Source organism: Paenibacillus glycinis (assembly GCF_009909185.1).
GTDB lineage: Bacteria > Bacillota > Bacilli > Paenibacillales > Paenibacillaceae > Paenibacillus_Z > Paenibacillus_Z glycinis.
In genome coordinates, this window is sequence record NZ_JAAAMV010000005.1 from 24,068 (window position 1) to 37,897 (window position 13,830).

Sequence of the window (13,830 nt, forward strand, 5' to 3'; positions counted from 1 at the left end):
GGGCTTGCGCGGATGGGCAACGTACGGGGCGGCTACCGTTGGCGTGGCGATACTAATCGGGCTTGCGCGTCTCCCGTTCGAGCAGCTGCACGAGCGCAAAGCCGTGCAGTCAGCCCGGGACCAGTCGGGCCGGACATGGCAGACCATGATCGACGCCAGATATCCGGCATCCCAGAACGAAATTGTGTTCGAGCAAACGAACGGCACCGACAGCAAAGTCATTTTCACCCGAAGATTCATGGACATCAACGGTTACCGGGGCCTGTCATTGGCGGGGGACGCGTTCTCCAGAGAATCGCGGCAATGGGAGCACACCTCCGGCTACGCCTTCGCTCCCGACTACACCCTCAAGATCGGAGACCCCATCAGCGCGCAAGCGGTTCCACAACTGACAGCGGTCTGGCTGGAATTCAAACCGCGTTCCTTCTATTTCGGCGTGAGCTTCGATCCGCGAATCAGCCGGATTCGGATCGTCGACGAGCAGAACCGCGCAGTCGCCGAAACGACGGCCATCAAGCGCGATTCGGACGGCTACGCATATTGGATACTCGCCATGGCCAAGACCGGCTTCCACGGCAGCGGGCTTACGGTTCAAGGCTTGGACGCGTCCGGCAGCTTGCTTGCCACCAACGTTTCGTCTTAACCGACCCTATGCCCCGTCCCGCGCTATGCTCCCCGGGCAACATAACAAAGACGCCGAGCTTACCCTCGCAGGGTGAACTCGGCGTCTTTGTTTTAGTTGTCGTTACCTAGGCGGTGTCCTTACGCCTTACACCATCACTTTGCAGATATCGTTCGTGAACGCCACCGGATCCTGAATCGGCAGGCCTTCGATGAGCAGCGCCTGATTATACAGCAATTGCGTGTACAGATTCAGCTTCTCGTTGTCCTTCTCCGCCGCTTCCTTCAGCGACTGGAACACGGGATGGTTCACGTTGATTTCCAGCACCTTCTCGGCATGCACGTTCTCGTTGTTCGGCATGGCGCTCAGGATCTTCTCCATCTCGATGGACAGCTCGCCCTCGCTCGTGAGGCAGACCGGATGGCTCTTGAGGCGCTTGGACGCCTTGACCTTGGTCACTTTGCCGCCAAGCAGCGTCTGCATCTGCTCGAACAGCGCCTTGCTGCCCGCTTCTTCCGCTTCCGGCTTGTCGTCGTCCGCGTCCGGCTCGATGCCGAGATCGCCGCTCGAGACCGACTTGAACGTCTTCTCCTTGTACGTCATGATCGACTTGATCGCGAACTCGTCGATGTCGTCCGTGAAATACAGAATCTCGTAGCCTTTGTCCGACACGAGCTCCGTCTGCGGAAGCTTCTCGATGCGTTCGATGGAGCTGCCGGACGCGTAGTAGATGAATTTCTGGTCTTCCGGCATGCGGGCGATGTATTCGTCCAGCGAGACCAGCTTGTTCTCCTTGGAGGAATGGAACAGCAGCAGGTCCTGCAGCACGTCCTTGTTCATGCCGTAGTCGCCGTACACGCCGAATTTCAGCTGGCGGCCGAACGATTTGTAGAATTTCTCGTAATTGTCGCGCTCGTCCTTCAGCAGGCTGAGCAGCGTGCTCTTGATCTTGTTCTTGATGTTCTTCGCGATCAGGGTCAGCTGGCGGTCATGCTGCAGCATCTCGCGGGAGATGTTGAGGGACAGGTCCTCGGAATCCACCATGCCTTTCACGAAGCTGAAGTAGTCCGGGAGCAGGTCTGCGCATTTGTCCATGATCAGGACGCCGTTGGAGTACAGCTCGAGGCCCTTCTCGAATTCCTTCGTGTAGTAGTCGAACGGCGTGCTCTCCGGAACGTACAGGATCGCCCGGTAGACGACCGCGCCGTCCGCGCTGATGTGGATATGCTTCAGCGGCTTGTCGAAGCCGTAGCGCTTCTCGTGGTAGAACTGCTCGTAGTCGGCATCGGTCAGCTCGCTCTTGTTCTTGCGCCAGATCGGCACCATGCTGTTGATCGTCTGCTCTTCGACGTACGATTCGAACTCCGGCTCCGCGCCTTCGGCGGCGTCTGCCTTCGGACGCTGGCCTTTGATATCCATCTTGATCGGGTAGCGGATGAAGTCGGAATATTTCTTGACGATGGCGCGAAGGCGGTACTCCTCGAGAAACTCGTCGTAATTGTCGTCCTCGGTGTTCGGCTTGATGTGCAGCACGATTTCCGTGCCGACCGCGGCTTTGTCCGCCGGCACGATCGTATAGCCGTCCGCGCCTTCGGATTCCCATTGGAACGCCTCGGCGCTGCCGAGCGCGCGGCTCGTGACCGTGACGCGGTCCGCCACCATGAACGCCGCGTAGAAGCCGACGCCGAATTGGCCGATGATGTTATGGCCGTCTTTGCTCTCGTTCTCTTTCTTGAAGGAAAGCGAGCCGCTCTTCGCGATGACGCCGAGGTTGGTTTCCAGCTCCTCCCGCGTCATGCCGATGCCGGTGTCGGCGAGCGTCAGCGTGCGGTTCTCTTTGTCGGCGGTGATTTTAACGAAATAGTCGGCGGCATTGAACGCGATGTTATCGTCGGTCAGCGCCTTATAGTAGATTTTATCGATCGCGTCGCTTGCGTTGGAGATCAGTTCCCGCAGGAAAATCTCCCGCTGCGTGTAAATGGAGTTGATCATCATTTCCAGCAGTCGTTTGGACTCTGCCTTGAACTCTTGCTTCACCATGTTACGGAATGCCCTCCCCAAAGGATTAAGTTTGTTAGCACTCTAATCATCGGAGTGCTAACGCTACTCCATTTATAGCATATTTCATAGGCTCGGCTCAAGTCCGAACGCGCAGAAATCTCGCTAATCGCGTTAATTGTTTACGCTGTCAAAGTTTCGCGCATGCCTCCTCCTCGCCGCGATGCCGAGTCGTCCTGTTTTCGCCGCCTGCGCCGCCGCTGACTTCGCTTGCCGCGCAGACGTCCATGCCGGCCCGACGCCGGTGCGTCCATGGCGCCTGACAAAAAGTGCATCGCCGAGGCGGGATGAAATGAGAGCCGAAATTATGCTACAATACGAGGATTGAACACCGCCAAGGAGGCTGCTTTGCATTATGCTTATCATCGGGATCGCCGGGGGCACCGGCTCCGGCAAAACGACGGTCGCGCGCTCCGTCATCGAACAGCTCGGCACGAGCGAAGTCACGTTCATCTCGCAGGACAATTACTACAAGGATCATCCCCACCTCTCGTTTTCCGAACGCGAGGCGCTGAACTACGACCATCCGCTCGTGTTCGACAACGAGCTGCTGATCGCGGATTTGAAGCGGCTTCGGGACGGCCTGGCCGTGCAGGCGCCGGTGTACGACTTTGCCGCCCATGCCCGCTCCAAGACCGAGACGGTCGGCCTCCAGCCGAATCCGATCATCATCCTCGAAGGGCTGCACGTGCTCTCGGACGAGAACCTGCGGGCGCTGCTGAACATCAAGGTGTTCGTCGACACCGACCCCGACGTACGCATTCTCCGCCGCGTGCTGCGGGACATCGAAGAGCGCGGCCGGACCATCCAGTCGATTCACCATCAATACTTGACCTCGGTCAAGCCGATGCACGAGGCGTTCATCGAGCCGTCCAAGAAATACGCGGACATCATCATTCCCGAAGGCGGCGAGAACCAGATCGGCATCGAGCTGCTGACGACGCTGACGGAGAAATATTTGAAGAACGGCGGAACGGCCGCGGGCGACGGCGCCGAGAAATAAGAGAACAACTAAAATAAGAGAAATAGCTGAAAGAATAAGCGAAATAAAAGGAGGCCGGCGGGATGAGCGCAGCCGACGCGGTAAGGGGATTTTTCGAACAGGTGCGTTCCGGACTGAATCCGGACGCGGCGCATCTCTTCATGGCCGAGCGGGTGCTGGCGCATCAAGTCACGTCGGAGAATGAGGTTACCGTCGAGCGTTCGCCCGCGGATTATGCGGCGCATGTCCGCGAGATGCAGGAAGTCTACGGACCGTTCGCCATCGTCGTCGAAGAACTGATCGCCCAAGACGACCGCGTCTACGTGCGTTGGCGGCAGACGGGATCCCATGTCGGCGAGACGGACGGCTTCGCGCCGACGGGCAAGCCGGTCGTCGAGATCGCGAGCGCGGTCTATCGCGTGGCGGACGGGAAGATCGCGGAGTACTGGATCCAGATCGACCGGCAGGGAATTCGGACGCAGTTGGAGCGGAACGCTGAGTGACAAACAGCTACGAAATCAACTGAGGAGCAGAACCAGTACTGTTTAACCGCTTATCGACATAACTCAAATACTTTTAGTAGTGATTCACCTAGGTCAATGTTTGACGTCTGCAAGTTTTTTTCAATTTTCTTCTCTTCCTTCTCCATTCCTTCATAGGATCCATCATTACATCTTTTCATAGGCTCAAAACTATAACCAATTTTTTCTTTTAAGATAACGTCCGCTCTTAATCTATTCTTAGAAAACTTAGAATAGCTACCTTCTCCAGTAACTATTTTAAAAACCTGTTGCATCAGATCTTCTAGGCTATACCTCATTTTTGAAAATTCTAAACACTCATTAATACCATGCCCTATGCCACCTAAATCGTATGGTAACTTATAAATTCTAGGTATGTTTAGATTTCTTCTCACTCCATCTTGATCAAAAGCAAAAGGAATAAGAAGAATGGTTCCATCTTTATGTTTGTAAGCACCTATACTATATTCCATTTTATCAAACTCCTTTTTATGCACTTTAATGCTTTACTATTGTTATCAGCAAAATTATTATCAAGCTGAGCACTGCTGCTCTAACTACCTTAAATGTTGTAGTTAGTTTTTTGACGCAAAGTTGCCTTCAGTATATCATTTGCATACTTTCACTAGCGTTGCATAAACACTATTATGATGTGACTGTCCTGCGGGATTCCTAACATCATTCAGCCAGATCATCGTCTTTGACTCCATAAAATAACTTAACCGCCAAAAAGCGCCGGAAGGCCAGCCCATGCTGTCCCTCCGGCGCCTATTCCGCTGCGTGCCTGGTCATCCTTATCCGAGCTCCGCGCGCGTCACCCTACGCATGATCCGAATAATCCGCTTCCTTCTCGGATCGCTCCCACACGTCCGCATACTCCGGGTTGCGCTTGAACTGCGCGAGCGCGTACGAGCAGGCCGGGATGATCCTGCGGCCCTTCTCCCGCGCCTCGTCGACGACGAGGTTCAGCAGCTGCTTCGCCAGACTGCCGCCCCGGTAGCGCGGATCGACGTACGTATGGTCCAGGATCCACGTGTCCACGTCCACCAGCTTATACGTGATCTCGCCGATCGAACCGCCCACGCCTTTCAAAATATACCCGTTGCCGTGCTTCTCCGCGATAATGTCTTCCGCCGGCACGTTCTCCGGCCGTACTTCCCCTTGGTCCCCGTTCATGCAGGTCCACCTCCAGCGCAGTCAGATACCTGATCTTGTTATTCATTACCCCGCGCGGACGGTTTTGATACCCGCTTCAGCACGATCGGCGTAATCGCTTGTCCCAGCGCAAAGCCGGTCACATTGAGCAATACATCGTCCACATCCGCCGTTCGCTGCATAATAAGATGGGCATCGGATAGAAACAGCTGCACGATCTCGATATCGCAGGATATCAATACGCCGAAGCACAGCGTAATCCATTTATTCTTGTTGATCCGCCAACAGCTCGCGATCATGCCGAAGGGCAGGAAAAGCAAAACGTTCCCGATTACGTTCTTAAGGAATTCCCGTAAAGGATCGTCACGCCATAAATCCATGATACTCGCCAATGGTTTGAGATTTATTACCGCGTCATGCTCATGCCATCCATTCCCTCCCGGCAGCCGTTCATGAATCGGAATCGGAAAAAAAGTCACTGCAACAACCGCCGTAAAATAGGTTACAATGATTATTGCAATGACATGATTGTCCAATTTTCGCTTCCGAATCAGGTTTACGACTACGGCAAGAGGTACCGTTACGGCTGCCATCAGGATGAAGCCCAGCTTAATTCCTATCATTCGATCACCTCACTGTCGATCCCGCGTCGGATATTGCGACTATCCTTTCATTCAGCCATGCTAATTACTTGAGGTGCGATTCATGAAATTCAGAACATGCTCGGTCGTTATCGCTTTACTGCTCGTCCTTATTCTCGACGGCAAGCCGCTCCATGCCGCAGCCCCCGTCGCCGAAGTCTACTCGGTCAGCGTGAAGGAGACAGGCGCCGCCGGCGACGGCGCCACCGATGATTCCGCCGCTATTCAATCGGCTTTGGATCTCGTCGCTTCCCGGCCCGGCGGAGGCATCGTCGTGGTGCCGCCCGGGGTTTACCGCATTGACCTGGCGCAATCCCTCGTGGTCAAAAGCAATGTCAAACTGCTTGGCATCCATAATCCGACGCTCTCCATGCACAATTTTTCTTCCTCGTACGCGTTCGGCTATGAAACCTTGTCTATTATGGGAAGCCGTATCGTCATCGACGGCATCACGATAGAAGGAAACGACAGCATCATTCGGGGAATCGGCATCCATTCCGGATCCTCGCAAGTCAAGGTAGTCAACAGCACGATTCGGAACATCAGCCAATCCGAGGACACGGATAGCCCGCTTTATAGCGCGCTCGTCTCCGGGATCCTGATATACAGCCAGACTTCCGACGTGATCATCGATCATTCGACGATCGATCATGTCCGTGCGATTCATCGCAATCCAGTTGCGCGCGGCATCATGGTTTTGGCGGAAGAGCATCTGCCGGTCGCCCAACGGGTGAACATTACCTACAACAGCATTTCCAATATTACGCCTCGGGAGGATGCGGACGGCATTCATTTTGACGAGCAGCCCCCGGGCTCCTTGAACAGCAATTCTTTGGTCGATCACAATACCTTCGACCACGTGGCCAAACGGGCGATCAAGATCGCCGCTCCCGGAGTCGTGGTATCGAATAACCACATCATGAATTCATACCTGAACGACAATGCCTATCTATTTCCGAACGATACGCCTTTGCCGCAGGACATGTTCGCCGGCATATCCGTTTACGCCGATAACGTCACCGTAAAGGGTAATCTGATCGAGGGCACGGGCTGTTATTATGCGGCCATCGAGGCCGACCAAGGCACGCTTCACCATATTAATATTAAGAACAATACCATTTCCAACGGCAAGCAGGCGAAAATCAAAGACTCGAACGGGATCCGGATCGGCCGCATCCACGATTTCCTCATTATGGGCAACGCCGTGTCCAACATGCAGACCGGCGTCTTCTCTCCGCTAACGCTTGATCAGAACGGCATCATTGCCCACAACACCATCCATGCGGTCGACTTCGGCGTGCGTTTCTCCAATCCCGAGAAAAAGCTGTACCCCAGCGTGAAAGTAACCCAGAATACGATCATGGCCAGGCAGCACAGCATCATCGTGGAATAAACAACGCAAAGCGTAGCCGAGGCTACGCTTATTTATTGCCGAGCAGCGTGATTTGTACGTTCTCGCTGCTGTTATGAACCGCGTACGAATAGGCCTTGATTTGGTTATTCGAGCAATTGACGTTGGTTTGGTGATGATCCTTGAGGTAGGTTGACAGCTCGATCCCGCCCCCGGCGGGCATGATTATGTAGTTGTTGCTGATGCTGCCGTTCTTCGTGCTCAGCCATGTCCAGATCCCTTTGGCGCCGTTCTCCAATTGGTTGGAATCTACTTTGTAGGTATCCGCATTCCCGATTCGGATCGCCGTCTTATCCGTGAGATCGCTTTTCTTGCCCATGACAATCTTGTTGCCGACCACCGTCGCGTTCTTCACTTTATCGTAGCTGCCGATTTCGATGCCCGCGTAATAGCTGCCCTCTCCGACCAAGCTGTTATCTTGGATGGTCACGTTGTCCGCGTGTATGCTGATGCCCGCGTACATGTCCGGAGCGGCTTTGCCGGCGTTCTTGCCTACGTAATAATTATTGCCGGTATACGAATTCTGAATATCGTTTTCCTGAACCGTGATGCCGTTCGCCAATAGGTTAATCGCGCGTTTGGCGCATTGATAGAAACGATTATTCACGATCTGGCTGCCCGTCTCCGCCGCTTGACCGGTTGCCCGGTTCAAATCCTCGTAATAGATGCAGTCCCCGTTGTCGGCAGGGCCGACGTCATGGATATAGCTGTCTTTGATCGTAACTTGCTTCGCGACGGTCTCCTTGGCGCCCCAGGTAGAGGTGATCGCGATTCCGCGGGCAACGGGGCTTCCCGTCGTGCCGTGCTTGGCGTGAATGTCGGTCACTTCCAACTGATCGAAGACGATGGACTCGGTATTCCCGTAGACGGTAATCCCCGACACGGTTTGACCGTAGAATTGACTGCTTGCCTCATCCGACTGGGTCGCCCCGGTGACGACCGCGTTCTTCACGTTGACCGAGGCGCTTCCCGCTTTGAGTACCAGCACGCGGTTGACCAAGCGATTCCCGTCGAATGTCAGATCCCGCACATCGATACGTTTGCCCGACAGGTACACCAACGTCCAGCCGAATTCCCCGGGCTTGGCCAAGAGCTTGGATTCCTTCCCGTCGCCGTATAATTTCGTATCCGAAGAGAGCAGGAGTGGCGTCGACGGGTCGATCAGATAGGTCCCCATCGGAAGATATACGATTTGCTTGCGCGCCGCAGCCATATTAATCGCCGCCTGAATGGCCTTCGTATCGTCCGCGACGCCATCCCCTTTGGCGCCGACATCCAATACGTTCACGGCATCGGGATAATTGTTGATTTCTTGCGTTCCCGCCCGAACCGGCGCTCTTCGGCCGACGGCATCATACACGACTCCGGCGCCTCCGAGTACAGTCAAGACGAGCAATACCAGAAGCATTCTTTTAGAGGTGACCCATTTCCCCATATAATCCCCTACTCTTAACGAACGCTGACGCGATCGGATTCGTTCTAGTCTTTGGATGAAGCCATTTCCATCTGCGCGTCCACGATCAAATGCTCAATCGTCGCATCGGCGGCTTGATCCGCGAGTACGCCTTTGGACTGCTCTCGCTGCAGCACGACCATGATGGTCTGGAAAAGGATTTTCAAATCCAGCATCGGTGAGTAGTTCTTGATATAAAGCAGATCGTAGCGCAATTTATCCGAAGGCATCGTCGTATAATTGGCTCTTACCTGCGCAAGTCCGGTCAAACCGGGCTTAACCATCAGCCTATAGCCGTAATGCGGCAGCTCTTCCTTGAACTGCGTAATGAAAAATTCCCGTTCGGGACGCGGGCCGACCAGGCTCATTTCGCCGCGCATGACATTGATCAATTGCGGCAGCTCGTCGATGCGGGTCGCGCGGATGAATTGACCCAGTCGGGTGATTCTCGGATCGCGGTCGCGCGCCAGCACGGGTCCGGTACCCTTCTCCGCGTTATCGACCATGCTGCGGAACTTCATCAGGTTGAATTGCTTCTCGTGCAGCCCGACGCGCTCCTGAACGAAAAGCGCCTTCCCTCTGGAAGTCGTCGGGATTACGATGAACATCAATACCATCACGGGCGACGCGATCAGCAGCAGCACCGTGGCGATGGCGAGATCGATCGCGCGCTTGGCGAACCGCTCGAATAACGACAGGCGGGGCGGCATAATGGAATACACCAATAGATCATCGATCTGCTGGGGCTCCGCGCCCGTTAGATACAATTCGTAGAAATCCGGTATCATCACGACTTCCAATTGTTTGACGCCGGCCTGACGGATGAGCTCGATCCGGACTTGCGAAGGAATATCGTGGTTTAGAATCAGCACGTCGATTTCATCCAGCATCGCACCGGCCACGCGTTGATTATCGTCGGGCAAAATGCATACCTTTTGAATCTCGAACCAGGTATTTCCCTGCCGTTGGACTTTCTCGACGATCGCCAGATCCCGCTTGGGGTCCTTGATTACGATGAGCGCTCTCTTCTTGCCGATTGCCTTCGACTGCATATAGTAGAAGAGATGGCGGAGTCCGACCGTAAACCAAAGCCCCAGGACAAACCCGATAATCAGAATGCTCCTCGGCAGGATGAAGCCCTTGAACCAGTAACTGAGCATGATCAATTCCACCGCGATGACCAGGTGGGCGAGTACCAGATTGAACCTGTATTTGCCGAGCTTCTGTCTTCCGGACATATCGTACAGATTGAAGAAGTAGAACGTGCCTCCCATGAGGACGCCCAACCATGGCGCGTAATGCAGATACGAATTCCACTCTTCCGCCGGTACGCGATTATGAAACTTGATCGAATACGCGAGCCAATAGCTCACGTAAATAAAGAGGCAATCCGCAAGGAAAACGAGCCATTTGGCGCTACTCGAACGAAACAGCTTAATCAACGTTATCTCTCCTTTCCGCTCTCCGTCGCATCGGTCAGCCCTTGCGATCGATGACTTTCGCATGAATCGCATGAAGCTTTTCTTTAATAACGTCAAGCGAGTACCCGTCCGCCTGCCGGTAACTGCTGCGCCCCATCTGATCCCGGCGCTCCGGGTTGCGATACAAATCCTGAATGGCAGCAACCGTGGCATCCACGTCCCCTACCGGAACCACGTAACCGTTATCGCCGTCGCTGACCAAATCCCTGTTCCCCCTGACCTGCGTCACCACCATCGGTTTGCCTGCCGCCAAGCCTTCCAATAACACCTTCGGCAACCCTTCGCGATGCGACATCAAAGCGAGAATGTCGGCTAAGCAGATGAGGTCGGCAGCGTCTTTGCGAAAGCCCAGGAAACGGGTTTGCGGTTCGATGTGCAGTTCCCGCGCCAGCTGTTTGTAGGCTTCTTCCGCGTCTCCCGTCCCTGCGAAGACGCCGACGACCGGAATGCCCGCATCCGTTAACTTTCGAATGCTGCGCAGCAGCTGCCCTTGGTTCTTGTTGCGGTTCATTTCCGCCACGCACAGCACGATCAAGGTCTCCTCGGATAATTCGAGCTCGGCGCGAAGCTTCCTCGATCGCTCGGCAAGGTTCGTTCGGAAAGGGGCAAGCTCCACGCCGATGCCCGGAATATAGGCGCTTTCTCCCCGAACCGGAAATTTCAACGCCCGGTCGTAGTCCTCTTTATTAATCGTGACCAGCACGTCGGTAAATCTCGCCATGAGCCGTTCGATCGGATAGTAGAGCAGCCAATTCGCCCGCGACGCGCCACGGAAAAAATGAAAGCCGTGCGCCGTATAGACAACCTGCCGCGAACCGGCGAGCCAAGCGGCAATCCGGCAAACCACGCTCGCATTCGGCGTATGGACATGAATCAAGTCATAATCCTCCGCTTTGAATCGCTCGGTCAACGCCCGGATCGCCTGGATGTTTCCGAACGCCAGCGGATTTCTGCTGAACGTGATATCCCGGCATTCCAGCCCATTCGCGATCAACGCCTCTTTCCGGTGATCCGGACTCGCATACGCGTGCACGTCGAATCCTTGCGCTTGCAAATCTTTCATGAAGGGCAAATGGAAGGCCGCCAGATGGGCATAAACGGTCGCCACGTAAGCGACTTTTTTACTTCTCATCGGTATCATCCCTTTTCGGACATCCGGCGTTAGTTGCCTGTTTTCTCATAAATCTTGCTCCATCCGTTAATGATTGCGTCGATATCGTAATGCTTGATGACATGGGCTCTGCCCTTTGCCCCCATTGATTTCCGCTCGGGAACGGAGTGCAGCATGAGTTTCCTCATGTTATGTACCAAGTTTTCCGTATCTGCGGCCGCGGCAAGGTAGCCGTTCAAATGGTCGATGACGACCTCTTTGTTTCCGCCGACGTCGGTCGCGACAATCGGGAGCTCGCTTGCCGCCGCCTCGAGCAATACCATTGGAAGGCCTTCCCACTTGGAGGACATTAAATACGCGTCCACGGCGTTCATCAGCCTCGGAATATCCGTTCGAATGCCGAGAAAACGGACATGCTCGGCAACGCGAAGCTGCCGGCACAGGGATTCGACCGCAGCCCGCTCCGGCCCCACGCCGGCTATCAGCAGCTTGCAGGAGCCGAACTCCATTCGAATCTCCGAGAACGCCGTCACCATGTTGAGGTAATCTTTTTCGGGCACGAAGCGGCCGACCGCAAGCCAGATGAATTCGTCGGCATATCCGAGCTCCGCCCTGATTGCGGCGTAATCCGAATCATTGCTGGAGAACTTGGTTAAATTGATGCCGTTCGGCATAAAGACGATTTTATGTTCGGGCGCCGCCTTAATGGCGATATACCGATTTACCGCCTCCTGGCTGACGTTCGTCGTCAGATCGCATAGCGGATCGGTGATGCGGTACATAAATTCTCTTAACTTGCCCCCTTCGTTAATATTGTGCGCCGTGCAGATCAAGAGCGGCATTTTCACGAAAAGGCGGGTAATGCGAGCGATCAAATTGGCATGCACCATATGGCTGTGCACGATATCCGGTTTAAACGCTTGAATCATGCGCTTCAGCAAAAAAATCTTTCTCGGATCGGGCACGCCTTTATTCATGTCCAGCGTCTTCACCTCGACGCCGAGCTCGGCCAGCTCGTCCAGGTAGGCCGCCGGCTTCAGCATGCTGACGAGTTGGACCGTATAGCCCTTATTCCGAAATCCTCGGCACAATTGAATGACTTGATTTTCCGCTCCCGCGTAATCAAGCCCTGTAATTAGGTACAGCAGCCTTTTCATTATTGCCAGCCCCTCTCGCTTCCCTCTTAGGCAGAAAAGCCAACGAGACGAAAGCTACCAAAATATATTCGTAATTAAAGCCGAAATCGCCGCTAACCAGCGCCGAGCCCAGCGTTTGGAGGAGCAATACGACCAATATCGTGTTGCGTTTGACGGCCCACATGGAGACCGTTAATGCAAGGCCCCAGAGAAAGAGGCCGACGAAGCCCAATTCGCTGCCGATTTCCAGCACGATATTGTGCGGAAAATCGCGGGCGACGGTCGGCGTATTCCCGCCCAGGCCTGTACCGAAATACGGGTATTGTTCCAATTTGCCCAAAGCTTTGAGCTGCAGATCCAGACGGCCCGTAAAATTATCGTCGCCCTCCAGCTGCCCCTTATCGACCAATACCGCGAATCGGCTGCCGCCGATCCAATCCGTAATCTGCGTCGTGAAGAATGAAGCGGCAATGCCGCTCACGATGATCGCAACAAACGCCAATTGAAAATAGCTATAGTACGCCTTCAGTTCGCCCTTCCGGTACTTATTTACCCCGATTATCAGAAGCCCGATGAGGTTAGCGATCACAAAGGCCACGAGCGGCCCTCTGGATTGCGTATAAATCGCGGAGGTCATGGCGACGCCAATCGTAACCAAGCGAACGAACAACGGAATATTCCTGCCCCATAATGAAACCGCGACGGCGATCAGCGACATTCTGGCATCAAAGATGGGATTTCCGCCCGGCAGCGTCAATCTGCCCGGATATTCCGCCGTATAGCCGCCTAGCGCCAAATGCGCGATCGCGTAAGCCAATCCGAATAAAGCAACCACGGTCCAAGAAAACTTCCCGTATTTCTTGTATACGATGTAAGTGTAAACACCGGGTATCACGCCGTGAATAAACAAAATCTGTTCCTTTACCAATCCGCTCGAGTCGTTGACCGCCCAGCTGAGCGACACGATGCTGTATCCGAAGAATAGAAACCACAGCCAAATCCCTTGATCCTTGACGATGTCCCATGAATCCGTAGGTCGTTGAAACAGGCAATACAGAACGGGCAATACGGGAACCGCAAGCAATAGAAAGAGCGAGTTGCCCGGCACGTACAATTTATAGAAGTGACCGATCAGATCAAAGAAAATGCTGAACCCGAATACGTAACCGGCATCCATTTGCAGGTTCAGCTCCGTGACGCATTGAATAAAGAACAGAACCATGGCGGCAAACAGCAGGAGAATCAAGATCGTGGACATG

Annotated in this window: 13 protein-coding genes; 4 read left to right on the top strand and 9 right to left on the bottom strand. The window is 54.3% G+C overall.

The features are described 5' to 3' along the window. The first annotated feature begins 4 nt into the window (after positions 1 to 4). Positions 5 to 643 (top strand): hypothetical protein, encoded by a 639-nt coding sequence (locus GT019_RS09925; RefSeq protein ID WP_161742995.1) that lies wholly within the window; start codon positions 5 to 7, stop codon positions 641 to 643. Between the two features lie 126 nt (positions 644 to 769). Here the strand turns inward: GT019_RS09925 and htpG are convergent, their stop codons facing one another. Beyond that, positions 770 to 2,662: a molecular chaperone HtpG gene (htpG, locus tag GT019_RS09930; protein ID WP_161742996.1), complete on the bottom strand. Its 1,893-nt coding sequence runs from the start codon at positions 2,660 to 2,662 to the stop codon at positions 770 to 772. Between the two features lie 373 nt (positions 2,663 to 3,035). Between htpG and udk the strand changes: the two genes are divergently transcribed. Then, the gene (gene udk, locus GT019_RS09935; RefSeq protein ID WP_161742997.1) at positions 3,036 to 3,683 is read left to right on the top strand and encodes a uridine kinase; all 648 of its coding nucleotides are present in this window, start codon (positions 3,036 to 3,038) and stop codon (positions 3,681 to 3,683) included. A 62-nt stretch (positions 3,684 to 3,745) separates the two neighbouring features. Then, positions 3,746 to 4,165: an ester cyclase gene (locus GT019_RS09940; protein WP_161742998.1), complete on the top strand. Its 420-nt coding sequence runs from the start codon at positions 3,746 to 3,748 to the stop codon at positions 4,163 to 4,165. A gap of 50 nt (positions 4,166 to 4,215) precedes the next feature. Here the strand turns inward: GT019_RS09940 and GT019_RS09945 are convergent, their stop codons facing one another. The 3 genes from GT019_RS09945 to GT019_RS09955 form a co-directional block, all read right to left on the bottom strand. Continuing rightward, positions 4,216 to 4,656 (bottom strand): hypothetical protein, encoded by a 441-nt coding sequence (locus GT019_RS09945; protein ID WP_161742999.1) that lies wholly within the window; start codon positions 4,654 to 4,656, stop codon positions 4,216 to 4,218. 346 nt (positions 4,657 to 5,002) lie between these two features. After that, positions 5,003 to 5,359, bottom strand: coding sequence for a GNAT family N-acetyltransferase (locus tag GT019_RS09950; RefSeq protein WP_161743000.1), 357 nt, complete (start codon positions 5,357 to 5,359; stop codon positions 5,003 to 5,005). A gap of 38 nt (positions 5,360 to 5,397) precedes the next feature. Beyond that, positions 5,398 to 5,961 carry a VanZ family protein gene (locus GT019_RS09955; RefSeq protein WP_161743001.1) on the bottom strand — a complete coding sequence of 188 codons (564 nt, stop codon included), beginning with the start codon at positions 5,959 to 5,961 and terminating at the stop codon, positions 5,398 to 5,400. Positions 5,962 to 6,043: 82 nt separating this feature from the next. On the opposite strand from GT019_RS09955, the gene GT019_RS09960 reads away from it, so the two are divergent. After that, positions 6,044 to 7,372 carry a glycosyl hydrolase family 28-related protein gene (locus GT019_RS09960; RefSeq protein ID WP_161743002.1) on the top strand — a complete coding sequence of 443 codons (1,329 nt, stop codon included), beginning with the start codon at positions 6,044 to 6,046 and terminating at the stop codon, positions 7,370 to 7,372. A gap of 28 nt (positions 7,373 to 7,400) precedes the next feature. Here the strand turns inward: GT019_RS09960 and GT019_RS09965 are convergent, their stop codons facing one another. The 5 genes from GT019_RS09965 to GT019_RS09985 form a co-directional block, all read right to left on the bottom strand. Then, positions 7,401 to 8,750, bottom strand: a complete 1,350-nt coding sequence (locus GT019_RS09965) for a glycosyl hydrolase family 28-related protein (RefSeq protein WP_161743003.1) — start codon at positions 8,748 to 8,750, stop codon at positions 7,401 to 7,403. Positions 8,751 to 8,869: 119 nt separating this feature from the next. Then, a complete protein-coding gene (locus GT019_RS09970; protein WP_161743004.1) occupies positions 8,870 to 10,285 on the bottom strand; it encodes a sugar transferase in 1,416 nt (471 codons plus the stop codon). Between the two features lie 34 nt (positions 10,286 to 10,319). Continuing rightward, positions 10,320 to 11,456, bottom strand: coding sequence for a glycosyltransferase family 4 protein (locus GT019_RS09975; protein ID WP_161743005.1), 1,137 nt, complete (start codon positions 11,454 to 11,456; stop codon positions 10,320 to 10,322). Positions 11,457 to 11,485: 29 nt separating this feature from the next. Then, positions 11,486 to 12,592 (bottom strand): glycosyltransferase, encoded by a 1,107-nt coding sequence (locus GT019_RS09980; RefSeq protein ID WP_161743006.1) that lies wholly within the window; start codon positions 12,590 to 12,592, stop codon positions 11,486 to 11,488. After that, the gene (locus GT019_RS09985; protein WP_235947652.1) at positions 12,558 to 13,829 is read right to left on the bottom strand and encodes an O-antigen ligase family protein; all 1,272 of its coding nucleotides are present in this window, start codon (positions 13,827 to 13,829) and stop codon (positions 12,558 to 12,560) included. Before GT019_RS09985 ends, GT019_RS09980 begins: the two co-directional genes overlap by 35 nt. Between the last annotated feature and the right edge of the window lies 1 nt (position 13,830).

Bases quoted from the DNA above. Each gene is read 5' to 3' on its own strand.
- htpG (WP_161742996.1), bottom strand. From the start codon at position 2,662: ATGGTGAAGCAAGAGTTCAAGGCAGAGTCCAAACGACTGCTGGAAATG.
- udk (WP_161742997.1), top strand. From the start codon at position 3,036: ATGCTTATCATCGGGATCGCCGGGGGCACCGGCTCCGGCAAAACGACG.
- GT019_RS09940 (WP_161742998.1), top strand. From the start codon at position 3,746: ATGAGCGCAGCCGACGCGGTAAGGGGATTTTTCGAACAGGTGCGTTCC.
- GT019_RS09945 (WP_161742999.1), bottom strand. From the start codon at position 4,656: ATGGAATATAGTATAGGTGCTTACAAACATAAAGATGGAACCATTCTT.
- GT019_RS09950 (WP_161743000.1), bottom strand. From the start codon at position 5,359: ATGAACGGGGACCAAGGGGAAGTACGGCCGGAGAACGTGCCGGCGGAA.
- GT019_RS09955 (WP_161743001.1), bottom strand. From the start codon at position 5,961: ATGATAGGAATTAAGCTGGGCTTCATCCTGATGGCAGCCGTAACGGTA.
- GT019_RS09960 (WP_161743002.1), top strand. From the start codon at position 6,044: ATGAAATTCAGAACATGCTCGGTCGTTATCGCTTTACTGCTCGTCCTT.
- GT019_RS09975 (WP_161743005.1), bottom strand. From the start codon at position 11,456: ATGAGAAGTAAAAAAGTCGCTTACGTGGCGACCGTTTATGCCCATCTG.
- GT019_RS09980 (WP_161743006.1), bottom strand. From the start codon at position 12,592: ATGAAAAGGCTGCTGTACCTAATTACAGGGCTTGATTACGCGGGAGCG.
- GT019_RS09985 (WP_235947652.1), bottom strand. From the start codon at position 13,829: ATGTCCACGATCTTGATTCTCCTGCTGTTTGCCGCCATGGTTCTGTTC.